This is a genomic window from Qipengyuania vesicularis (assembly GCF_019711415.1).
Lineage (GTDB): Bacteria > Pseudomonadota > Alphaproteobacteria > Sphingomonadales > Sphingomonadaceae > Qipengyuania > Qipengyuania vesicularis.
Map to the genome: position 1 here is coordinate 466,993 of NZ_JAIGNJ010000002.1, position 23,141 is coordinate 490,133.

The following is a 23,141-nucleotide window of genomic DNA, read 5'->3' on the forward strand; positions in this document are numbered from 1 at the left end:
GGCGCGCCTTACAGCACGCCCCTTTGAACACCGCCGGCGAATTCTCAAGGACCGGCGGTGATCATTTGCAAGCGGTTACATGCTGTAACCGATCGTGAAGAAGATACCGGCGTCGGTGAAATCTTCCACCGATGGGCCCTGAGTATCCACGTAGTTCACGCCGAGGCTGAGGCTATCGGTCACAGCGTAGGATGCGCCCAGTCCCCAGTCGAAGCTGCTGCCATCGGCCTGGGTGGCGAATACGCCGTCGGTATAGCCGAGGTGCGCCGTCAGCGAGAGCGGGGTGTTGGGAATGCCTGTCTCGAAGTCGGTGTAGAGGTACAGGTTGTCGTCATCACCGAGAGAGGACTGGTCCCAGGCATAGGCAACGCCGAGCGTCGCGCTCACCGGACCCAGGTCACCAGAGACAGACGCATAGGGCTCGAAATAGTCGGTATCGACATCGGCGAGGTTGGCCAGTTCGTTCTCGGTCGGATAGATGTAGTAGAGCAAGCCGACGTCGAAGCTGACACCTTCGGCCAGTTCGCCGCCGAAGCCGGCGTAGATGTCGAGCTCGAGTTCGCCATAGGGCGAGCCGCCCGAGATGGTCGAACCCCAGGTGCCGACATAGAAGCCGCTCGAATGTGCGAGGTCGATGCCGCCTTGCAGCGCAGGATCGCCATCGGAGAATGACACACCGCGGAAACGATAGTCGCTGACGAGCGCTACATTGCCCGAAAGCTCAATCTCGCCGGTGTCGGCATCGTCATCCTGCGCGAAAGCGGGCGCAGAAACTGCGGAAAGGGTAAGTGCGGAAACGGCCGCAAGGCCGCGAAAGGACGTGAGCATTCTCGAACTCCTGATTAGGTTCGTATTGGTGCTTCGTCCCACCTGCGTTTTCGCCGGGTCCCGGTTTTAGGAAAGGCTCCTCGGGCGAAATCGACATAATCGTGCACTAGCTGCCGGGGGGACGCAAGTAAGATGCAGAAACTTTTCGCTATCGCAGCAAATAGCGTGTCTATTGTGCAACTGCGAAAGGGGTTCCTGCGCGGCCCGTCCCTTGCCGCCTGTCGCGCGCTGTCCTAAGCGCTCGCTTGCGCCAAAAACCTTCCCATGTAAGTCCGATGTTCGAATCCATCCGCCGCATATTCGCTTCCAGCCAGCCTGAACGCCGCATCGCACGCGTTCCCGAAGGCGAGCGCTATTATGTGATCGGAGACGTGCACGGCCGGCTCGACCTGCTGGAGCAGTTGAAAGCGGCGATCGAGGAGGATGACGCGGAATTCGGGGCTGCCGACACCACGATCGTATTCCTCGGCGACCTTGTCGACCGCGGCCCGGACAGCGCGGGCGTCATCACCCTCGCTCGCGAATGGGGGATGGACCGCAAGGTGCGCTACCTTGCCGGCAATCACGAGGAAATGTTCCTCGACAGCTTCGAGGACCGCGAGATCCTGCGCCACTTCCTCAAGCATGGCGGTCGGGAAACCGTGATGAGTTACGGCATTCCCAAGAAGAAATACGACAAGATGAAGATGTCCGAGCTCCAGGAAGCGATGGACAAGGCGGTGCCCAAGAAGGACCGCAAGTTCCTCAAGAGCTTCGAGGATCTGATCATCGCCGGCGACTATGTGTTCGTCCACGCAGGGATCAATCCGAAGCTGCCGGTGGAGGAACAGAAGCCATCGGACCTGCGCTGGATTCGCGACCGCTTCCTCAAGTTCGCCGAACCGATGAGCCACGTCGTGGTGCATGGACATACGATTTTTGAAGATGTTGTCGATACGCAGCACCGAATCGGTATCGATACGGGAGCCTTTCGAACTGGGAGGTTGACGGCATTGGTGCTCGAAGGCGAAGGACGCCGCACTATTCAGGCAATTGCCGGCGAGGACGGCACAATCCAGATTGAGAAGGTGGATACCTAAATGAAGATCGCAATGGTGGGCTCGGGCTACGTGGGCCTGGTATCGGGCGCGTGTTTCGCCGATTTCGGGCATGACGTCGTCTGCATCGACAAGGACCAGTCCAAGATCGACCGGCTGCATGACGGCATCATGCCGATCTACGAGCCGGGCCTGGCAGAGCTCGTGGGCGGCAACGTCAAGGCGGGCCGCCTGACCTTCACCACCAGCCTCGCCGAAGGCATCAAGGGTGCCGATGCGATCTTCATCGCGGTGGGCACGCCCAGCCGCCGCGGCGATGGACACGCCGACCTCTCTTTCGTCTATGCCGTGGCAAAGGAAATCGGCGAGAACCTCGCCAATGACGCGGTCGTGGTGACCAAGTCGACCGTGCCCGTGGGCACGGGTGACGAGGTCGAGCGCATCCTGAAGGACAGCGGCACCAGCCACACCTTCTCGGTGGTCTCCAACCCCGAGTTCCTTCGCGAAGGCGCCGCGATCGACGATTTCAAGCGCCCCGACCGCATCGTGATCGGCGCGGAAGACGATTTCGGCCGCGAGATCATGCGCGAGGTCTATCGCCCGCTCTACCTCAATGAATCGCCGATCCTGTTCACCGGTCGCCGCACCAGCGAGCTGATCAAATATGCCGCCAATGCTTTCCTCGCGACGAAGATCACCTTCATCAACGAGATGGCCGACCTGTGCGAAAAGGTCGGTGCAAACGTGCAGGACGTGAGCCGCGGCATCGGCATGGACAATCGCATCGGACCCAAGTTCCTCAACGCAGGCCCCGGTTATGGCGGTTCGTGCTTCCCCAAGGACACGCTCGCCCTGCTCAAGACGGCCGAGGATTACGACAGCCCGACACGCATCGTCGAGGCGGTGGTGCAGGTCAACGAAAGCCGCAAGCGCGCCATGGGCCGCAAGGTGCTCGACGCGCTGGGCGGTGCGGATGCCGCCCGCGGCAAGAAGGTCGCCATGCTCGGCCTTACCTTCAAGCCGAACACCGACGACATGCGGGATTCCCCGGCCATCGCGGTCTCGCAGGCGCTGACCGATGCGGGCGTTGAGGTAGCCGCCTATGACCCCGAAGGCATGGAACAGGCCAAGCCGCTAATGCCCGAAGTGACCATGGTCGATGATCCCTACAAGGCGATCGAAGGTGCCGATGCGGTGACCATCGTCACCGAGTGGGACGCTTTCCGCGCGCTGGATTTCGACCGGATTAAGGATCTCGCCAAGGAACCCGTCCTCGTAGACCTGCGCAACATCTACCGCGCCAAGGAAATGCGTGAGAAGGGCTTCTATTATACCAGCATCGGCCATGGCGAGACCGGCCAGGGCGACCGCCGCAAGGGTGACCGCCGCCGCAATTAGGCGGCTTTGCCCCGTCGGGTCACGTCAACCGAACCAGTGATGGCGGTTGGCGCGATCCTTGAGGCCGACCGCCATGGCACCAAGCACCAGAAGCCCTGAGACGAGGCACGCAAGCGCAATCGCCCCATACTCCTGCCCGCCCTTGGCATTGATCGCCAGCAGGGCCCAGCAGAACACGAGCGCGTACCACGGATTGCCGCGGCTACGCGCTACCGCCAGCGCGGCGATGACCCCGCCCACCACGACAATGGCCGCCGTGACGAGCGGATAGGGGCCGTCGTCGAAAATGCCGTGAAAGACCAATACGGCGGAGATATTCACAATACTTGCCGCGGTCAGCCACGCAGCAAGCGCGCTGAAGGTGATCGTGACGATGATGCGCTCGGCCCGGCTGAAGGGCCGCTCGAATGCCACCAGCTTGCGCAGGATGTCGAGCAGCGCCACCAGCGACGTCAGGATGATCAGCGCAGATATCGCCGTGAGATTGGCGAACTGGGTGTAGATTGCCCACAGCCCCTGCATCGAGAGCGCCAGTACGGAAGGCCACCCGATCAGCTCGAGCAAGGTGTTGTCGCGCTGTCCGGGCAGCGCCTGCCAGATCGCGTAGACCGCCGAGCCGAAAAACAGCGGCCCCCAGATCGCAAAGGCCCATCCCGCCGGCGTGATGAGGGTGCGAACGCTGTCCGAACGCTCGCCAATCGGCTCGCCGAAGCCGAGCTGCGGCAGGAATGTCGCCCCGATCTGGATCACGACGGCAAGGATGATGGCGATACGCTGCGCGGCGCTGCGATGGGTCGATGTGCTCATGACCGGGCCAATCGCCGGACACCGTGCTTGGTTCCTCAGAGCACTATTCTTCGCCGCTTCGCACTTCTCCCCTGAAGAGCCAGCTGCTCAGGACCGTGGCGGCTATTGCCCCGGCGAATTGTGCAAGGACGAACCCGACAACATCGGCGGGCGCGATGCCCGCGAAACTGTTCGTGAGACTACGGCCGATGGTTATGGCCGGATTGGCAAAGCTGGTCGAGGAAGTGAACCAGTAGGCCGCAGTGATATAGAGCGCCACGCTTGCCGGAACCCACGCCTTTGCCACTCTGATCGTGCCGAGGATCGTGAGCACTAGGCCGAAGGTCGCAATGCCCTCGCCAAGCCATTGGCCGGAGCCTGTGCGGACCTTCTCGGATAGCTGCCAGACGGGCAGGTCGAACATGAAGTGCGCGGCCCACACGCCAAGGATGCCGCCGCCGATCTGCATCAGCACGAAGGCGGCCGCTTCCAGTGGCGCGATTTCGCGCCGGATCAGAAAGGCCAGCGTCACCGCAGGATTGAAGTGGGCACCGGAGATCGGGCCGAGCATCGCGATGAGGACCGCCAGGATCGCTCCGGTCGCAACCGAGTTGGCAAGCAACGCGACGGCGATATTCCCGCCCGACAGGGCTTCCCCCATGATGCCCGAACCCACGACGCCAGCGAAAAGGAAGAAGCTCCCCAGAGCCTCCGCTACCAGCCTACGTTGCAAGTAATCCTCCCGTCCCCGCATGCGCTTTTTCGACGCGGAGATCCTTGGCAAAACCGCAGTGCAAAGGAAAGTGCCAGGGGGCCTGTAAGCCGGGTTCTGTCCCGCGTGCGGTATCGCTTTCACGACCTGCCGCGCGGCGGCAGCCATTCGTCTAGGTCTTGAATTGCTTCAAGACTCAAGCAGCCAACCCGGGCGACTGGGGAGAAACACCCCTGCTTTCGCGCGCCGCCCCTATTCGGCCTTGCTCCGGGTGGGGTTTGCCATGCGGGCGCTGTTACCAGAACCCCGGTGCGCTCTTACCGCACCCTTTCACCCTTGCCTGATCCCTTGCGGGCCATCGGCGGTATGCTCTCTGTGGCACTTTCCCTGTGGTTACCCACGGCGGGCGTTACCCGCCACCCTTGTTTCGTGGAGCCCGGACTTTCCTCGCGACTAGGTCACGCGGCTGCCCGGCCCCCTGGCGCTGCGCGATGTAGCCACGCAGCGCCATCATTCCAAGCCTATTCGCCCAGCTCGGTCGGATAGGCGGGTGCCCAATTGGGATCGCGTTGCGGGTTCTCCTCGAGTTCGCGCAGCGTCCAGGCGATCGCAGCCTCGAGCTGGGTGTCGCGGCCCTTGTCGAGCGCGAGCTGGTCCAGTTCCACAGGGATATCCGGCGTGACACCCTCGTTCTCGACCGACCAGCGCCCTTGCGTGTCGAAGAATCGGAAATAGGGCACGGTCACGAAGCCGCCATCAATCAGCCGCGGATTCGCGCTGATCCCGATCAGCCCGCCCCAGGTCCTGGTTCCCATGAGCGGGCCGAGTCCCGCCTCGCGGAAAGCATAGGGCATCCAGTCGCCGCCCGAGCCGGCGTCCTGGTCGATCAGCATGATCTTGGGCCCGTGAATGGCACCGCCCGGAGTGTTGAAGACCAGGCCTTCGCGATCCTTCCAGCCGGAAAGATAGGGCCTGCTCAGCACATCGATGATGTAGTTCGCCGCCTGGCCACCACCATTCGACCGTTCGTCCAGGATCACCGCCTGCTTGTCCGACTGCGCGAAATACATCCGGTTGAAGAAGGTGTATCCCGCCCCTGCCGTGTTGGGCATGTAGACGTAGCCGACCCGGCCATTGGTCGCCTGCTCCACCTTGCGGCGATTGTCTTCGACCCACGACCAGAGCCGCAGCCCGCGCTCGTCGCCGACGGGGACAACCGTCGACGTCCGGCGCTCGCCGCCCGGGGCGTTTGCAACCGTGAGCGAGATCTGCGTACCCGCAGCGCCCGACAGGGCCTCGAAGATATTGTCGGCGCCGGTGAGCTCTCGACCGTTCACCGCGAGGATGTAGTCGCCCTCACGAACATCGACGCCGGGAGCCGAGAGAGGGGCATCTATGAATGGATTCCACTGTTCGCCATCGAAGATCCGCTCGATGCGGTAGCGATTGCCCACCAGCGCGATGTCAGCGCCCAGGAGGCCGGGCGAACTGTTCGACCCGTCATACACATCACCGCCGCCGGTGCGATTGTGCCCGGCATGCATCTCGCCGATCATCTCGACCAGCAATTCGTTCAGGTCCTCGCGGCGTCCGACATGCGCCAGCAGTGGCTCGTACTTGCGCCGGACGGCCTGCCAATCGAGGCCGTGCATGTTCGGATCGTAGAAATACGCCTGCTCCATGCGCCAGACATCGTCGAAGATCTGCTGCCATTCGGCCGCCGGATCGATCTTCATTCTCAGGCCCGAAAGGTCGACCGGCTCAGCCTCCAGCTTTTCGCCCGCCTTGCTGGTGGCGATGCTCTCGTCTGCCTTGACCAGCAGCAGGTTCTCGCCGGAAGCATCGGTCTGCACACCGACCACACCACGCATCAGCTCGGCTGCCTCGCGCTCCTCGAAGTCGAACCGCATCAGGGCCGCATCGGCCTGTTGGCTACCGCTTCCCGGAGGCGCATTGGTGTTTCCGGGCTGGACATAGCTCACGTAATAGAGCGCACCGTCCTTGCCTGTCGCAAGGCTGCCATAGGCGGCTTCAGGCACTGGCAGGGCCACCGTGCGACGCATCAGGTTCGTAGGATCGACAAGCGGCTTTGCGTCCTTCTTGTCGTCATCCTTGCCTTCGTCGCCACCTGGTTTCTCAGCGCTCTCGTCCGCCAGCACGGGAGCCAGCGGCGATTTTCCGGCCCGTTCGAGCACGACCGCATAGAGGCCCGCACGATAAGGCTGCTCCTGGCTCGACATGTCGAGGCCGACATGCTGCGGTCCGGCATTGGTCGACGCAGCAAAGAACAGCAGCTTGCCGTCCTTGGAGAAGGCTGGTGAGGAGATGTCTGCAAACTCGCCGGTCACCGGATAGGACTGGCGCGTATCGAGATCGTAGAGGTAGAGCGCCGCGTTAAAGTTGGTGCCGCGCGTCGTGTAGGCCATCCACTTGCCGGTGGGCGAGATTGCGGCATCGTTGTCACCATTGCGGCGCGGGCTCGTGGCGATGGTCCAGCTGCGCCCCGTCGCGACATCGAGCCCATGCAGCGCAAGCCGATTGCTCGAATAGATGATGTATTTCCCCTCGCCTCCCCAGTCGATCAGGCGATAGAAATCGCTGCCGAGCGCGATGCGACGCGGACGTTCGATCCCGCTCTGGTCCTCGATCACCAGAGTCTGCTGGCCATCGCTGTCGGTTACATAGGCAAGCCTGGTCCCGTCATGCGACCAGATACCTGTATAGTCGCGCGTGGCCGAGGAGGCGGAGATGTTGCGCGTGCTGCCTTTGTCGGTCGGGACGGTGAACACTTCGCCGCGAGCAGTCACCGCAACGCGCTTCGCAGAAGGAGACAGCCGCACTTCCTCAATCTGGCCGCGGACATTCTTCCATTGCGGCTGGCGCATCGGCAGGTCGGGCGCGAGTGTGATCGGCAGCACGGTTACCTGCCCGGTGGCAAGATCCTGTGACTTGAGCTCGCCGCCGGCCTCGTAGACGATCCGGCCACCGCGTGCATCGAAGGCACGCACGTCCCATTCGGTCTCGGCGGTTACCTGAGTCGGAGCGCCGCCCGCCGGATCGGCGAGGAAAACATTGAAGACTTTGTTGCTCCGGTCCGAGAGGAAGAACAAATTTCCGTCCATCCATTCGGGATCGAATTCGGTCGTAGTTTCGCCGGGAATTTCGTTCAGCGTGTCGGCATCGAAATCGACCACCTCGATCGAAGGTACTGTGCCGCCGCGATAGCCGCGCCAGCCCGCGCTACCACCCCACAGGCCGTTGTAGCCGCTGATACCCGGCACATTGGCGAAGCGTCCGGACACCGAATCGAAAGTCCCGCCGATGCTCTTTATCTCGGACATCTTTTCCGGGAATCCACCACCAACAGGGACACGGTAGAGTTCCGCCGAGCGACCATTTCCGACCTCGCGCGCCGACTGGAAGACGACCGACCGGCCATCGGGCGTAAAGTCGCTCGCAATGTCCCTGCCCGGATGCCAGGTGAGGCGCTTGGGCGTGCCGCCTGCGGCGGGGACCACGAAGACATCGTAATTGCCATCGTAATTCGCACTGAAGGCCACCATCGAGCCATCGGGCGAGAATACCGGATCGCGCTCGTCGGCGGCATGGCTGGTCAGGCGGCGCGGATTGGAACCGTCGGGATCGGCAATCCAGATATCTCCGGCATAGGCGAACGCTAGGTGTTCGTCGGAAAGCGCCGGGTCGCGCAGCAGCTTTGTCTCAGCCATTGCCGGCGAGGCCATGACGGTGGTGGCCAGCAGGCCAAGCGCAAACTTCCGCAGCATTCTCTTCTCCCTATTTGGTCAGGGAGTTGTGCAACTTAACGCGGCGCTTGTGAAGTGCCCGGCGGGCGGAACAACTCGGGCTAGCGGGAGAGTCCCCGGTCCCGGTCGAGGAGCAGCTGGAACAGGATCGCGCGGATTTCGCCGTCGATCACGCCATTGATCTTCTCCGGGCGCCAGCGGCGCTGGAAGGCTTCGACCGCCTTGTGACCATCGGTGATGTCGTAGCCATAGCGTTCGAGCGCGAGATAGAAGCTCGCATCATTGTCGAAGGGGTCGCCGCGTTCGAGTTTTTCCGGGCGCGGCAGGCACAGTCCATACTCGGCGAGGCGGTCCCACGGGAAGAGCTCGCCCGGATCGATCTTGCGAGCGGGCGCGACATCCGAGTGACCCACCACATTGGCGCGCGGGATGTCGTACTGCTTGACCATGCGCGCCACGAGCGGGACCAGCGCCTCCAATTGCGCTTCCGGGAACTCGCAATAGCCGTATTTGTGGCCCGGATGATCGAGCTCGATGCCGATGCTCGCCGAATTCACGTCCTTGATGCCGCGCCAGTAGGACAGGCCGGCGTGCCAGGCGCGCTTCTCTTCCGGCACCAGCCTTACGACTTCCCCGCCCCTGCCGATCAGGTAATGCGCGGAAACCTTCGCTTCGGGATCGCACAGGCGTTCGATGGCGAAGCCCTTGTCCTCCATCTCGGTGTAGTGGATCACCACCATGGAGATGGGGAGTTTGCGCTCGTCGTGATTGGGCGAGAGGACCTTGCGGTCGACCAGTTCGTCGTTTGCTTCCGGCAGGCCCGCCCCGATCTCGCCGAAATCGGAGCTCATCCGATAAGGTCCTTGGCTTCGGGGAGGACCGCGCCGAGAACTAGCGTTTCGTCGGTCTTGGCATACTGCACGCCGCCGCCCGCCTGCTCTGCCAGCAAGGCGATCATATGCGCCGCCGCAGTCCGGCTAGAAAGTTCGGAATGCGGCAGGCTGCCGTCGAGCGCCTTGCCGATATTGTCGTCGAAGCCAATCTTGGTGCCCGTGGCACGGACCACGATCTCGCAATTGCCGTCGCGGATTTCCGCCCCGATATCGAGCGTGCCGCCGCGCACCAGCGCATCGATGGCGATCTGCGAGAGGTTGAGCAGGACCTTTACCGCCGGCTTGGCGAGGTTGGCGGCCTCGATCGCCCAGTTGATTTCGATCTTGTCCTTGTCCGCCACCAGCGCATCGATCAGCGACTTGGGCTCGTCGACGTCGACCCGGTCACCGAACCCGCCAGCTGCACCGAAAGCGAGGCGGAAGAATTTCAGCTTGTTGGTCGAGGTCTTCGCGCTCTGTTCGAGCAGGTCGATCACGTTGCGACGCATCTCCGGATCGTCTTCCATCGCCAACAGCTCGAGCCCGTTGTTGAGCGCGCCGACAGGGCTCAGCATGTCGTGGCACAGGCGCGAGCAAAGCATTGCAGCAAGGTCGATCGAGTCTTGTTCGTTCATGGAATTCCGTATCGAAAAGCGGGTGTGGGCAGCCTTCTAGCGAGCCGAAACGGCATAGGGAAGCGCAGCGAACCCCGCATCCCCTGACCTCCATAAGGTGACGCGCCCTGCCGCGATAATTGCCCAGATGGTCCCATCACCTGCCGCCGTGGCCTCATCGGTGGCCGAGGGCTCAAGCAAGCCGTTGGGGTGGGAATGGTAGTAGCCAACGACTTGCGGGCCGCCAGCGCGAGCATCGCGATGCGCATCGATCAGCACCTGGGGGTCGATTTCAAAGTGGTTCTCGGGCGCCGGATGAATATTTTTTGCTGGAAGAGAGGTTTCCACCCTCTCCCCCTCGCCAAGCAGGATCCCGCAGCATTCACGCGGATGCGCCGCGGCGGCTTCGGCCAGCAGGGTTTCGAGAAGTTGGCTTGAGACTTCCAGCGTCATCGCGCATGGCCCTAGCATGTCTTCGCACGAAGTCCTCACCGGAACGCTCGAAACCGCAGGACGCCTGGACAAGGCTCTGGCGGAAGCGACAGGCTTGTCGCGCGAGCGGGTGAAGGGGTTGATTGCCGACGGCGCGGTCGAGGTGGGCGGCAAACATGCAAGATCGGGCTCCGCCAAGCTTTCGGGCGGCGAAGCCTATCGCATCACCCTGCCCCCGCCCGAACCGCTGGAGACCGTGGCGCAGGACATCCCTCTCGACGTGGTGTTCGAGGACGAGCATTTGCTGGTCGTGAACAAGCCTGCGGGAATGGTCGTCCATCCGGCGGCGGGCAATCCCGATGGCACGTTGGTCAACGCCCTGCTGCATCATTGCGCGGGGCAATTGTCGGGCATCAACGGCGTCGCGCGCCCGGGCATCGTCCACCGGATCGACAAGGACACTTCGGGCCTGCTCGTCGTCGCCAAGAGCGATGCCGCGCACGAGGGACTCGCCGGCCAGTTCGCCGACCATTCGATCACGCGCCGTTACCTGGCCGTGTGCGCCGGCCACCCCAACCCGCCATCCGGCACCGTCTCAGGCAGGATCGGGCGTTCCGACAAGGATCGCAAGAAGATGGCGGTTCTTCCCGACGACAGCACGCGCGGGAAGCATGCCGTCACGCATTACGAGACGGTCAGGCGCCTGAACCATGCGGCGCTGATCGAATGTCGCCTCGAAACCGGGCGCACCCACCAGGTGCGCGTTCACTGCGCGTCAATCGGTCATGCGCTATTGGGAGACCCTGTTTACGGCCGCACTCCCAAACCGCTTCGCTGCGTTCTCGACGAGCTCGATTTCCGGCGCCAGGCGCTGCATGCGGCGCGGCTCGGATTCAGACATCCTATCAGCGGAGAAAGCCTGGATTTCTGCGCCGAATTGCCCGCAGATATGCGGGAACTGATCGACGAAACCGCTCGTTGAAATCGACGAAAGTTGATGCAAATTCGCGCCGTTTGCGCTATATGTAACCAAGTGGCCCGAAAGACCGGATGCCCAGCAGGGGTCCGGCGAGCGAGGTCGACGAAAGAAAGGTCAGGGTTAGAGTGAGTAACACTAGAAGTTTGAGCGTTCCGGCGCTCGGTGGTGAGCAGAGCCTCAACCGCTATCTCTCCGAAATCAAGAAGTACCCCGTGCTGACGCAAGAGCAGGAATATATGCTCGCCAAGCGTTATGAAGAGCATGAGGACAGCGAGGCTGCTGCGCAGCTCGTAACCTCGCACCTGCGTCTCGTGGCGAAGATCGCCATGGGTTATCGCGGCTACGGCCTGCCCGTTTCGGACCTAATCTCCGAAGGCAATGTCGGCCTGATGCAGGGCGTGAAGAAATTCGAAGCCGATCGCGGCTTCCGCCTCGCCACCTATGCCATGTGGTGGATCAAGGCGTCGATCCAGGAATATATCCTTCGCAGCTGGTCGCTCGTTAAGATGGGCACCACCGCCGCGCAGAAGAAGCTGTTCTTCAACCTGCGCCGGATGAAGAAGAACCTCGACGCCTATGAGGACACCGACCTCCATCCGGACGATGTCCAGAAGATTGCGACCGACCTCGGCGTGCCCGAGCAGGAAGTGGTCAACATGAACCGCCGGATGATGATGGGCGGCGATGGTTCGCTCAACGTCCCAATGCGCAATGGCGAAGAAGGTTCGGGCGAATGGCAGGACTGGCTGACCGACGACCGTCCGCTGCAGGACGAAACCGTTGCCAATGCCGAAGAAGCGCAGGTTCGCCACGAAATGCTGGGCGAGGCCATGGAAGCCCTCAACGAGCGCGAGCAGCACATCCTCACCGAACGCCGCCTGACGGAGAACCCGCAGACGCTCGAGGAGCTCTCGCAGGTCTACAACGTCAGCCGCGAACGCATCCGCCAGATCGAAGTGCGCGCGTTCGAGAAGCTGCAGAAGGCGATGAAGGCCATCGCCGGCGAAAGGCTGCTCCCGGGCGTCGCCTGAGGCTTATTGCTGCACTGAAATCGAAAAGGCCCGCGTCCACAGCGACGTGGGCCTTTTTCATGTCCTCAAGCGGCAGAAATCGGCAGCGGTCGCCGTATCGAGGATATCGCTCGCGAGGCGTCCTGCCGGTGTATCCTGTGCGAGCACACCCGGTGCCAGGCCCTCGACCTGATCGACAGGCACGAAAGCGATGGGCGATGTCACGGGGACCAGCTGCGATCCCACGCCGACCTGGAGCGTGGTGAGCAAGCCGTACATCCGTCCCTCATGCGTCGCGCGGCCGAGGACGATCATGCGGTATTGCCCGGCTGTCCCGGTCATCAAATAGGCATGGCCCGAGAGGTGCGGCATCGACACGAAGCCGGCTTGCTCGAAGCCTTCATCAACGCGGTCGCTCTCGGTGAAGACCAGATGCCCCTTGCGCTCGCTCCAGCGGATCTGTGTGCAATAGGCATAGATCGCATCGGGTGTGCCGAAACTGGGGCGCAGGGTGAGATAATCGCCCTCGATCCACTCGACCGCCGGGCGTGAGTAGGAACCCATCTCCGCCGGAGCGAGCATGGGTGCGGGCGCGATGGCTGGTTCGTCCAGGTCGCGCAGCGGAGCACCGAGCGCCTCCTCCAGCCGCACGATGGTGGCAAGGGTAAAGCGGCGGCGACCGGCGAGCGCTTTCTCTAGTGTCGAAAGACTGAGCCGAGCGCGCTCCGCAAGCGTCTGGCGGGACATTCGTCGGCGCGCGATCTCCTCCCGCAGCCTCAGGCCGATGATCTCGCTGTCGAACGCTTCCTGCATGGCCAAGGACGCCATTTCCTCTCCTTTCCGCATGCGGTTTCCGGACAAAACCGCACATCTCTGCACCCGTCTTCCGATCTGTTGCCCCAAGTGGCCGAAACTGGCCGTTTTATCCCGTGGCGCGGCGCCGTTCCCTCGACATATGGGATAAGTGAAGCAAGATGAACGGAGACTTACATGCGACGAACTGTTTACGCGCCCACCCTGTTCCGGTTCCTCGCCACGCTGCTGATCCTGCTGTTCGCGGCCGGTTTCTGGTCCTTCGCCGGAGCGCAGGAATCGGCGGAAGAGCAGCCCGGCGGCCTGATGCTGCGCGCCAAGGGCAGCACCACCGAACTCCCCGCAGTCCGGCTTGGTACCGACATCAAGGCCGAGGTTTCCGGACAAGTGGCCCGCGTCACCGTGACGCAGGCGTTCCGCAACACATCGGACGAGTGGATGGAGGCGACCTATCTTTATCCGCTGCCCGAAAACGGCGCCGTCGACACGCTCAAGATGGTGGTAGGCGAGCGGATCATCATCGGTCGTATCAAGCCGCGCGAGGAAGCGCGCGAGATCTATGAAGAGGCGATGGAGAAAGGTCAGAAGGCCGGCCTTGTCGAACAGCATCGGCCCAACCTGTTCCGCAACTCGGTCGCCAATATCGGACCGGGCGAAACGGTGTTGGTACAGATCGAGTTCCAGGCGCCCGTGCGACAGGTCGAGGGTCGCTATGAACTGAGGCTGCCACTGGTTGCGGGCCTGCGTTACGTCCCGCCGCATACGATCACCGGCACGGCTGCAGTGAAGGACGCGCTGGACGTCAACGCGCCGATTGCCCATCCCTCGATCTCGAAGGACCTGAACCCGGTCAGCATCTCGGTCGCGCTCGCTCCCGGGTTCGCGCCGACCAATATCGACAGCCCCTATCACGACATCGCGATCAGCCGCACCGCGCAGACTGCACGCGTCGAGCTCGGCAGGGGCGAGGTGCCGGCGAACCGCGATTTCGTATTGCGCTGGGAGACCGAGGGCAGCACTCCGAAGGTCGGCCTCTTCCGCCAGTCCTTCGACGGCGAGGAGTATGTCATGGCGACAATCACGCCGCCAACCCCGACGACCCGCGAGAAGATGCCGCCGCGCGAGATGATCTTCGTGATCGACAACAGCGGTTCGATGGCGGGCGAATCCATGCCCGCCGCGCGCAGGAGCCTCGTCTACGCTCTCTCCACGCTGAGGCCCGAAGATCGCTTCAACATCATCCGTTTCGACGATTCGATGACCATGCTGCATTCCGACGCGGTGCAGGCGACGCCGCGCAACGTGTCCCATGCGCGCCGCTATGCCGAGAACCTCGAGGCACAGGGCGGCACGAACATGCTCCCCGCCCTGCGCGCCGCGCTGCGCGACAACGATCCGCAGGGCAAGGCCATCCGCCAGATCATTTTCCTGACCGACGGCGGCCTGTCGAACGAGCGCGAGATGATGGGCGAAATATCGACCTCGCTCGGTCGCAGCCGGGTGTTCATGGTCGGTATTGGATCGGCGCCGAACAGCCACCTGATGCGCCGCATGGCGGAGGCCGGCCGTGGGACCTTCACCCATGTCGGACGCGATGGCGAGGCGGAAAGCGAGATGCGCCGCATGCTCAATCGCCTGTCGAAGCCGGTGGTGACGCAGCTTGCCGTGTCGGTGAGCGGCAATGGCCTCGACCTCACGCCGAGGGTGCTGCCCGATCTCTACGCGGGCGAACCGCTGGTGCTGCTCGGGCGCACAGCCAAGCTGTCGGGCAGGCTCACGGTAACCGGCCTTGTCGGCAAGCAACGCTGGAGCAACACGCTCGACCTCGACGAAGCGCAGGAAAGCGGCTCGGTCGCCCGCTTGTGGGCGCGGCGCAGGATCTCCGACATCGAGGCGCAGCGCTGGTCCTACCAGATCGACGGGACCGAGGCTGACAGCCAGGTCGAGGCGCTGGGCATGCAGTTCCACATCGTGACCGACCGCACCAGCCTCGTGGCCGTGGACGAAACACCCTCGCGCCCCGAAGGTCAGCGGTTGACCCGCGAGGAACTGCCGCTGTTGCTGCCGGCCGGCTGGGATTTCGATCACTTGTTCGGCCAGCAGCTGTCCGCCAGCCATGCAGTACCGCCAAGCGAGGCCGAGGAGGGCGAGCAGCTCGATCTCCCGCGCGGTTCGCTCCCCTTCCGCAGCGCGCTGTTCCAGGGCCTGTTGCTCATGCTGCTTGGCCTCCTCGCCCTGCTGTGGAGCCGCAGGATGCGCGTCGCGTGAACCGGCTCAGCTTTTCCCCGGAGGGAGGGCGCGGTTGGAGGCGCGCCCTCCTGCTCGCGCTCGCCGGCTTCTTGCTGACGGTGGGCGGGGCCAAGGCGGTCTCGGCCGCGTGGTACCCGGCGAAGGCGGTGGTCGCGCAAATCCTGCTCGCGCACAGTTTCGAACAGGGCTTGGCAAGCGGAACGGCCATCAGGCCCTGGCCCTGGGCCGATGCGAGCGCCGTGGCGCGGCTGACCGCCGACCGGCTGGGCGAGAGCGACATCGTGCTGTCGGGCGGATCGGGTGAGGCGATGGCCTTTGGGCCGGCGGAGTTCCCGACCCGCCATGGCCGCCACGTGACGCTGCTCGGCGCGCATCGGGAAACTCATTTCGCCTGGATGCGCGAGCTGGAGGTTGGCGATGAGCTGACACTCGAACGCGTCGACGGATCGGTGGCGCGCTTCGAGGTGACTGCGCTGCAAACCGTCGAGTGGGATCGCTTTGCGCTTCCCAGCAAGCCGCGCGCGGAAATGCTGCTGCTTGCTACCTGTTTCCCGTTCGACGCGCACCAGCCGGGGCCGCTGCGCAGGGTAGCCTGGGCTAGGCGCATCGCCTGAAATCGTTGCGTGGCTGGCCGGGCGCGCATATGCGCGAAATCCCATGCGGCGCATCACGCTTTTCCTCGTCAAACTGGCTGCCGGTTTCGTCGGCCTCAGCCTTGTGCTGGTAGTGCTCTTCAAGTTCGTGCCCGTACCCGTCACCGCGACGATGGTGATGGATGGCAATGGCATCACCAAGGATTGGGAGAGCCTCTCCAACATCGATCGCAATTTGGTGCGTGCCGTCATCGCGGCCGAAGACGGGAAGTTCTGCACCCATGACGGCTTCGACCGCGAGGCGATCGAGAAGGCCATCGAGAGCAATGCCCAGGGCGGGCGCATTCGTGGCGGTTCGACGATCAGCCAGCAGACCGCGAAGAACGTCTTCCTGTGGCAAGGCGGGGGCTATTTCCGCAAAGGGCTCGAAGCCTGGTTCACGCTCCTGATCGAGAAGGTCTGGGGCAAGCGCCGGATTATGGAGGTCTATCTCAACGTCGCCGAGACGGGGATCGGGACCTATGGCGCAGAGGCCGGGGCGCAGCGTTACTTCGGCAAAGGCGCGCACGCGCTCACCCCGCTCGAGGCCGCGCGCATGGCCGCTGCCCTTCCGCTGCCCAAGGAACGCTCGGTGAAAAACCCGAAAGGCTGGCTGCGCGGGCATGGCAATACCATTGCAGCGCGCATCGGTGTGGTCCGCCGCGACGGGCTGGACGCCTGCGTCTACGACTAGCCCTGTCATCGCGAGCCCAGACCAATCCTTGGAAAATCATCGACTTGCGCCTTGCGCAATCTATTGAATGTTATAACATTGCAGTCCTGATATTTCGTATCGCGTTGATTTACCGTGGATTTTTCTTGAAGCCTCCTCCCGGTTTCGCCTAATCCGCCGGACAGGGACGAAGGGAAGGACTGCGCTGCCAGTGGGTATCGGACACAGCCACACACACGATCATGACCACGATCATGGACACGCCCACGGCCATGGACATTCGCACGCTCCGGCAGATTTCGGCCGCGCCTTCCTGATCGGAATCATCCTCAACACCGGCTTCGTGATCGTCGAGGCGATCTATGGCTGGCTGTCGGGATCGATGGCGCTGATTGCCGATGCCGGGCACAATCTGTCCGATGTGCTCGCCCTGTTGCTGGCCTGGGGCGCGAGCGTGGCGGCCAAGCGCCCGCCCACCGAGCGCTTCACTTATGGCTACAAGAGTTCGACTATACTTGCGGCGCTGGCCAATGCAGGCCTGCTGCTGGTCGCTATCGGGGCGATCGCATTCGAGACGGTCCACCGGATGGCAGAGCCGGCTCCGGTCGAAGGTACCACCATGGTCATCGTCGCAGGGATCGGCATCGCCATCAACACAGGCACCGCCCTCCTCTTCCTGCGCGGGCGTAAGCACGACATCAATATCCGCGGGGCCTTCCTGCACATGGCCGCCGACGCGCTTGTCTCGCTCGGCGTCGTGATCGCGGGCATTGCGATCATCCTGACCGGCGCCAACTGGATCGATCCGCTGGTCAGCATGGTGATCGTGGCAGTCATCGCCTGGGGAACCTGGGGCCTGCTCAAGGATAGCGTAGCCATGAGCCTGCTCGGCGTGCCGAGAGGCATTTCGGAGAGCAAGGTACGCGGCTATCTTGCCGGGCTGGACGGGGTGATCGAGATCCACGAGCTACATATCTGGCCAATGTCGACCACCGAAACCGCGCTGACGGCGCATCTGGTCATGCCCGATGGTCACCCGGGCGACGGCTTTCTCGCCCGCATCGGGGAAGAACTCGCACACCATCACCGTATCGGGCATGCGACTATCCAGATCGAGCAGTCGCGCATCCACTGCACGGCCCGGTGTTGATGACGCCTGCGAGCAAGGAAGCACGCGACCGCCTGAAAGCCGCCATGCGTCGGCTTGCCACAGGAGAGCGGGCTGCTCTCGAGGAAATCTATCGCGCGACCTCGGCGAAACTTTTCGGAATCTGCCTCCGTATCTTGAAGGACGAAAAGGAAGCAGAGGACGCCTTGCAGGACGTCTACATCAATCTCTGGCGGCGAGCGGACCGCTACGATCCCGAACGGGCAAGCCCGATCAGCTGGCTCGCCACCTTCGCGCGCAATCGTGCGGTGGACCGGCTGCGCGTCGGCAAAGTCCGCAAGGGAAGCGTCGGCGAAGAGCAGGCCGCACCGCTGGCCGACACCGCGCCGCTGGCAGACAGCATGATGATCGATGCCGAACGTGAGGCACGTGTCCATGTGTGTCTCGAGAAGCTGGACGAGAACCCGCGCGAAGCGATCCGCACGGCTTTCTTCGAAGGGCGCACCTATGCAGAAATCGCCGAGGACGAGGGCGTGCCTCTGGGAACCATGAAGAGCTGGGTCCGCCGTGGCCTGCAGAAACTGAAAACCTGTATGGAGAGGGGCGAATGAACGACGAAGCCACTCCCGACGATATCCTGGCGGCCGAATATGCGCTTGGCCTGCTCGAGGGCGAGCAACTGCTTGCTGCGCGCGGACGCGAGGCGTCCGACCCCGGATTTGCGGCCGAGGTCGCGCAATGGCAGGCGCGCCTCGCTCCACTGCTGGATACGATCGACCCGCAAACTCCACGCGAAGAGGTGTGGCAGCAAATCGAGCGCGAACTCGGCCAGAGTGGCGACGCCGCCGAGATCATCTCGCTATCGACCCGCCTGCGGCGCTGGAAGATTGCCGCAGGCGCAGCAGCGGCTGCTGCAGTCGCCGCGATTTCGGTAATCGTCCTCTCGCCTTCGCAGGTGCCCCCACCGGCGGGCCAGCAGGCACCACTTGCAGCCTCGATCCCGATTGGCGACACGCAACTTCGCCTCGCCGTTACCTACCTGCCCGACCGCAGGGAACTTCTCGTTTCGGCGAGCGGGCTGGCGGCAGACGGCGTCCACGACCACGAACTCTGGCTGGTCCCGCAGACCGAAGGAACACCGCTGCTGTCGCTCGGCGTGATCGCTCCGGGCGAGGAGCGCCGGTTGCAGCTGGACGAAGTCGTTGCGCAGGAATTTGCAGACGGCTCCGCCCTGCTCCTCACACGCGAGCCGCTAGGCGGAAAACCGGCCGATGCCGAGGCGGGACCGGTGGTCGCCGAAGGACGAATGCAGATCATCTGAACTTTTTTGCATCCGCCGCGCCGGACGCTTCGTAACTCTTCGCACAGGCAGGACGGGGCCTTGTGAAAAGAGGAGTACATCAATGTCTATTTCCACCCAGCTCAAGTCGGCAGCGGCCGCATCCATTCTGGCCATGGGCGGTTTCGCCGTTGCCACGGGTGCTCCGGCACTCGCCCACAACCACAAGGCCAAGCCCGCACAGGCGCAGGCCGATATCGTCCAGACCGCGATCGGGACCGGCGTGCACGAAACGCTCGTTGCCGCAGTCCAGGCTGCCGACCTCGTCGACACGCTGTCGTCGCCCGGACCCTTCACCGTCTTCGCCCCCACCGACGATGCTTTCGGCGCCCTGCCCGATGGCACGGTCAGCACGCTTCTGAAACCGGAGAACAAGCACCAGCTGCAGGACATCCTGAAGTATCACGTCGTCGCGGGCCGGATCCCGGCATCGGCCCTGTCGGCTGCGATCAAGAAGAACGGCGGCAGCTACAGCTTTGAAACCGTGGCCGGCGACACGCTGACAGCGAGCTTCTCGGGCGACAACAATATCGTCATCACCGATGGCGCAAACCGCACCAGCACCGTGACGATGGCCGATGTGAAGACCACCAATGGCGTGATCCACGTCACCAACGGCGTCTTCCTCCCCGGCTGAGGCACATTCCCAACAGCGTCGCTCGGGTCACCTCCCCTGCAGAGAGCGGCGTTACTGGCCCCGCCGTCCGGATTCCCGGGCTGGCGGGGTCTGCATCTCCGTGTGCGCGAGTTCCGCCTACATGAAGCGGCGGAAGAGATTTGCGAGTTGGCGCACGACCGGGGCGCGGTCGAACCACTTGCGGTCGCCGACATCGGTGGCCGAGGGGCGCTGGTGCGCCAAATCGGCGAACTCGGTCTTGAGTTCGGGATGGTAGCGGCGGAACCAAACGTAAGACCCGTCGATCGGCGGCCGGATGGCGGGATCGAAATCGGACCGGACGATCTTCGGGTCGATCTGTGTCGACGTATCCAGCAGCGAGCGCAGGAAGGGCACCAGCTTCTCGATCGCGGGGAGCGAGAACGCCATGAAGTGCGAACCGATGATATTGGCGTTCTCCAGGTCGTCGAGATCGCTCGCGCCGGAATAGCCGCCATAGAGGATGTCCGTGTCCGGTGCGGGCACGAAGTCGTGGATCGCGGGCTGGAACCGGCAATCGTCTTCGAGGATTGCGACGGATTCGCCAGCTGCCAGCGCTTCCTCGAGGATCTGCAACTGGCCGAGGAAATTGCCATGCGAGCCTACGCGGCGGAACGGGCCGGGCTCGGTCATGCGGATGGCGCGGAAAAATTCGACCTTGTCGCTATCGCCCATGCCGATTCTCTGGAACTCGCGTTCCATATCGCGGCGGCGATCGGTACGTTCAGGTAGGTTTACGATCCTGACGCGGTCGTAGTGGTCGAAAATCATGCACACCCCTGCCTCGGTCCAAGCCTCTTAGCAGCCCATTGGCCGAGATTCGACAAGAGTATTGAGTTTTACGCCGCTTCTTCCTTGGGCCCGTGGACCTGAATCGGGTCCTTCTTGCCTTCGACCACGTCGGCATCGATCACGATTTCGGTCACGCCGTCCATGTCGGGCAGGTCGAACATCGTGTCGAGCAGGATGCCTTCCACGATCGAGCGCAGGCCGCGGGCGCCGGTCTTGCGGGCGATGGCCTTCTCGGCGATGCGGCGCAGCGCGTCTTCCTTGAAGGTCAGTTCCACATTCTCGAGCTCGAACAGCTTCGCATACTGCTTGCACAGCGCGTTCTTCGGTTCGGTCAGGATGGTAACCAATGCATCGACATCGAGGTCGCGGAGCGTGGCGATGACCGGCAGACGGCCGACGAATTCGGGGATGAGGCCGAACTTGAGAAGGTCCTCGGGCTCGCCCTTTTCCAGCAGCTCGCCCACGCGGCGCTTGTCCGGGTCGGCAACATGCGCGCCGAAGCCAATCGACCGCTTCTGCAGACGGTCAGCGATGATCTTTTCAAGGCCCGCGAATGCGCCGCCACAGATGAACAGGATGTTCGTGGTGTCGACCTGCAGGAATTCTTGCTGCGGATGCTTGCGACCGCCCTGCGGCGGGACGCTGGCCGTGGTGCCTTCCATCAGCTTGAGCAGCGCCTGCTGCACGCCCTCACCCGACACGTCGCGGGTGATGGAGGGGTTTTCCGCCTTGCGGGTGATCTTGTCGATCTCGTCGATATAGACGATGCCGTGCTGCGCTTTTTCGACGTTGTAGTCGGAAGCCTGGAGCAGCTTGAGGATGATGTTCTCCACGTCCTCGCCCACGTAACCGGCTTCGGTCAGCGTGGTGGCGTCGGCCATGGTGAAGGGCACGTCGAAGGTGCGCGCCAGCGTCTGTGCCAGCAGCGTCTTGCCGCAGCCGGTCGGGCCGACGAGCAGGATGTTCGACTTGGCGAGTTCGACATCGCCAGCCTTGCCGCCGTGCTTCAGGCGCTTGTAGTGGTTGTGCACCGCGACCGAGAGGACGCGCTTGGCGCGGTCCTGGCCGATCACGTAATCGTTGAGCGTTTCGAAGATTTCCGACGGGGTCGGGACGTCGCCGTCCTTCTTGCCCGAGATGCCGGCCTTGGTTTCTTCGCGGATGATGTCGTTGCACAGTTCGACGCATTCATCGCAGATGAAGACGGTCGGGCCCGCAATCAGCTTGCGCACCTCGTGCTGCGACTTGCCGCAGAAGCTGCAGTACAGTGTGGATTTGCTATCGGTTCCGCTCAACTCGGTCATTCCTGCTTTGCCCCCGCTAGCCCTAGAAATCAGGGATTCGCCGACTCTAGGCCGGTCAGGGATTCGGTCAACATCTCACCTAACAGCAATCCCTTGCCATAAGCTGAAGGTGCATGCTTGCCGATTAACTATGTCCTGCAAGCCACAGTCCCGTGGTGGGACTGGGACGATGCCAAGGCCTTACTCGGGCGCGCCGCCCGAACCCTTGTCCTCGTCCTTGGTCGGCTCGTCGTCGCCTTCGGTTTCCGGCCGCGCTTCGAACACCTTGTCGACGATGCCGAACTTCATTGCCTCTTCGGCCTCGAGAAAGGTGTCGCGGTCCATCGCCTTCTCGATCTCGGTCAGGCTCTTGCCGGTGTACTGGACGTAAAGGTCGTTCATGCGCTTGCGGATCCGCAGGATCTCGCGCGCCTGGATTTCGATGTCCGACGCCATGCCGCGCGCACCACCCGAGGGCTGGTGAACCATGATGCGAGCGTTGGGCAGCGCGATGCGCATGCCCGGCTCACCGGCGGCAAGCAGGAAGCTGCCCATCGAGGCAGCCTGGCCGATGCAGACGGTCGACACGCGCGGCTTGATGTATTGCATGGTGTCGTGGATCGCCATGCCGGCGGTCACTACGCCGCCGGGCGAGTTGATGTACATGCTGATCGGCTTGGAGGGGTTTTCGCTCTCGAGGAACAGCAGCTGCGCCACGATGAGCGAGGCCATCGTGTCTTCGACCTGGCCGGTCACGAAAACGATGCGTTCGCGCAGCAGGCGGCTGAAGATGTCGAAGGCGCGTTCGCCGCGGCTCGACTGCTCGACCACCGTCGGGACCAGCGCCCCGGTCACGGGATCGCGGTCAAACTGGCCCTGCGCGCCGTGCGCATCGCTTCCGAACAGGTCGATCATGGATTTCCTTCCGATAGAATTTCGAGCGCCTATGTCGCCATAGGCAGGCGGATGTTCAAGGGGGTTAACCACGCATTCGCGCAACTACCCCCAGCCACTGCGTAATTTCCCCTGCCCGCAGTCGCAAAGACCGGGCGCCCTTTCGGTCTCGAATTGAAATCTTGCTCGCCGTTGGTCGGATATCGATGCGTTTTGTCGGCGTTCGAGTGCCGTTTGTCGACGCCACCTTGGGCGCCGCGGCTACAGCTG

At 63.2% G+C, this 23,141-nt stretch carries 22 protein-coding genes and 1 other RNA gene; 11 read left to right on the forward strand and 12 right to left on the reverse strand.

The features are described 5' to 3' along the window. Positions 1-75: 75 nt before the first annotated feature. Complete coding sequence (locus K3146_RS07840) at positions 76-828, reverse strand: TorF family putative porin (RefSeq protein ID WP_221545716.1); 753 nt, start codon at positions 826-828, stop codon at positions 76-78. A 275-nt stretch (positions 829-1,103) separates the two neighbouring features. On the opposite strand from K3146_RS07840, the gene K3146_RS07845 reads away from it, so the two are divergent. Both K3146_RS07845 and K3146_RS07850 read left to right on the forward strand, forming a co-directional pair. Next, positions 1,104-1,907, forward strand: coding sequence for a metallophosphoesterase family protein (locus K3146_RS07845; RefSeq protein WP_221545717.1), 804 nt, complete (start codon positions 1,104-1,106; stop codon positions 1,905-1,907). Continuing rightward, entirely contained in the window at positions 1,908-3,263 is a 1,356-nt protein-coding gene (locus K3146_RS07850) for a UDP-glucose dehydrogenase family protein (protein ID WP_221545718.1), read from the forward strand. 24 nt (positions 3,264-3,287) lie between these two features. Here the strand turns inward: K3146_RS07850 and K3146_RS07855 are convergent, their stop codons facing one another. From K3146_RS07855 to K3146_RS07885, 7 genes are all read right to left on the reverse strand, one after another. Beyond that, positions 3,288-4,070: a hypothetical protein gene (locus K3146_RS07855; RefSeq protein ID WP_221545719.1), complete on the reverse strand. Its 783-nt coding sequence runs from the start codon at positions 4,068-4,070 to the stop codon at positions 3,288-3,290. Between the two features lie 43 nt (positions 4,071-4,113). After that, positions 4,114-4,803, reverse strand: coding sequence for an aquaporin (locus K3146_RS07860; RefSeq protein ID WP_221545720.1), 690 nt, complete (start codon positions 4,801-4,803; stop codon positions 4,114-4,116). A 48-nt stretch (positions 4,804-4,851) separates the two neighbouring features. Continuing rightward, positions 4,852-5,243, reverse strand: an RNA gene (gene rnpB / locus K3146_RS07865) — RNase P RNA component class A. A gap of 39 nt (positions 5,244-5,282) precedes the next feature. Next, entirely contained in the window at positions 5,283-8,546 is a 3,264-nt protein-coding gene (locus tag K3146_RS07870; RefSeq protein ID WP_221545721.1) for a S41 family peptidase, read from the reverse strand. 80 nt (positions 8,547-8,626) lie between these two features. Further along, a complete protein-coding gene (locus tag K3146_RS07875; protein WP_221545722.1) occupies positions 8,627-9,376 on the reverse strand; it encodes an N-acetylmuramoyl-L-alanine amidase in 750 nt (249 codons plus the stop codon). Next, entirely contained in the window at positions 9,373-10,032 is a 660-nt protein-coding gene (locus tag K3146_RS07880) for a histidine phosphotransferase family protein (RefSeq protein ID WP_221545723.1), read from the reverse strand. Before K3146_RS07880 ends, K3146_RS07875 begins: the two co-directional genes overlap by 4 nt. Before the next feature lie 36 nt (positions 10,033-10,068). Beyond that, complete coding sequence (locus K3146_RS07885) at positions 10,069-10,464, reverse strand: M67 family metallopeptidase (protein WP_221545724.1); 396 nt, start codon at positions 10,462-10,464, stop codon at positions 10,069-10,071. A 16-nt stretch (positions 10,465-10,480) separates the two neighbouring features. Between K3146_RS07885 and K3146_RS07890 the strand changes: the two genes are divergently transcribed. Together K3146_RS07890 and rpoH are read left to right on the forward strand one after the other, a co-directional pair. Beyond that, positions 10,481-11,425 (forward strand): RluA family pseudouridine synthase, encoded by a 945-nt coding sequence (locus K3146_RS07890; RefSeq protein WP_221545725.1) that lies wholly within the window; start codon positions 10,481-10,483, stop codon positions 11,423-11,425. A gap of 68 nt (positions 11,426-11,493) precedes the next feature. Further along, a complete protein-coding gene (gene rpoH, locus K3146_RS07895) occupies positions 11,494-12,453 on the forward strand; it encodes an RNA polymerase sigma factor RpoH (RefSeq protein ID WP_247711121.1) in 960 nt (319 codons plus the stop codon). Positions 12,454-12,510: 57 nt separating this feature from the next. Here rpoH and K3146_RS07900 read toward each other — a convergent pair whose 3' ends face one another. After that, complete coding sequence (locus K3146_RS07900; protein WP_221545727.1) at positions 12,511-13,260, reverse strand: helix-turn-helix domain-containing protein; 750 nt, start codon at positions 13,258-13,260, stop codon at positions 12,511-12,513. Positions 13,261-13,422: 162 nt separating this feature from the next. Between K3146_RS07900 and K3146_RS07905 the strand changes: the two genes are divergently transcribed. From K3146_RS07905 to K3146_RS07935, 7 genes are all read left to right on the forward strand, one after another. Beyond that, positions 13,423-15,513, forward strand: a complete 2,091-nt coding sequence (locus K3146_RS07905) for a marine proteobacterial sortase target protein (RefSeq protein WP_221545728.1) — start codon at positions 13,423-13,425, stop codon at positions 15,511-15,513. Further along, the gene (locus tag K3146_RS13465; RefSeq protein WP_221545729.1) at positions 15,510-16,109 is read left to right on the forward strand and encodes a sortase domain-containing protein; all 600 of its coding nucleotides are present in this window, start codon (positions 15,510-15,512) and stop codon (positions 16,107-16,109) included. The genes K3146_RS07905 and K3146_RS13465 overlap by 4 nt, the downstream gene beginning before the upstream one ends. A 43-nt stretch (positions 16,110-16,152) precedes the next feature. Next, the gene (gene mtgA, locus K3146_RS07915) at positions 16,153-16,821 is read left to right on the forward strand and encodes a monofunctional biosynthetic peptidoglycan transglycosylase (RefSeq protein WP_221545730.1); all 669 of its coding nucleotides are present in this window, start codon (positions 16,153-16,155) and stop codon (positions 16,819-16,821) included. A gap of 190 nt (positions 16,822-17,011) precedes the next feature. Next, positions 17,012-17,950, forward strand: a complete 939-nt coding sequence (locus K3146_RS07920; protein WP_221545731.1) for a cation diffusion facilitator family transporter — start codon at positions 17,012-17,014, stop codon at positions 17,948-17,950. Further along, a complete protein-coding gene (locus K3146_RS07925; protein ID WP_221545732.1) occupies positions 17,950-18,519 on the forward strand; it encodes a sigma-70 family RNA polymerase sigma factor in 570 nt (189 codons plus the stop codon). Before K3146_RS07920 ends, K3146_RS07925 begins: the two co-directional genes overlap by 1 nt. Continuing rightward, complete coding sequence (locus K3146_RS07930; RefSeq protein WP_221545733.1) at positions 18,516-19,229, forward strand: anti-sigma factor; 714 nt, start codon at positions 18,516-18,518, stop codon at positions 19,227-19,229. Before K3146_RS07925 ends, K3146_RS07930 begins: the two co-directional genes overlap by 4 nt. A gap of 82 nt (positions 19,230-19,311) precedes the next feature. After that, positions 19,312-19,884 carry a fasciclin domain-containing protein gene (locus K3146_RS07935; protein WP_221545734.1) on the forward strand — a complete coding sequence of 191 codons (573 nt, stop codon included), beginning with the start codon at positions 19,312-19,314 and terminating at the stop codon, positions 19,882-19,884. A 117-nt stretch (positions 19,885-20,001) separates the two neighbouring features. Here the strand turns inward: K3146_RS07935 and K3146_RS07940 are convergent, their stop codons facing one another. From K3146_RS07940 to K3146_RS07950, 3 genes are all read right to left on the reverse strand, one after another. Beyond that, positions 20,002-20,673, reverse strand: coding sequence for a glycosyltransferase family 25 protein (locus tag K3146_RS07940; RefSeq protein ID WP_221545735.1), 672 nt, complete (start codon positions 20,671-20,673; stop codon positions 20,002-20,004). 68 nt (positions 20,674-20,741) lie between these two features. Further along, positions 20,742-21,998 (reverse strand): ATP-dependent Clp protease ATP-binding subunit ClpX, encoded by a 1,257-nt coding sequence (clpX, locus tag K3146_RS07945; RefSeq protein WP_221545736.1) that lies wholly within the window; start codon positions 21,996-21,998, stop codon positions 20,742-20,744. A 180-nt stretch (positions 21,999-22,178) separates the two neighbouring features. Next, complete coding sequence (locus tag K3146_RS07950; protein WP_221545737.1) at positions 22,179-22,892, reverse strand: ATP-dependent Clp protease proteolytic subunit; 714 nt, start codon at positions 22,890-22,892, stop codon at positions 22,179-22,181. Positions 22,893-23,141 lie beyond the last annotated feature (249 nt).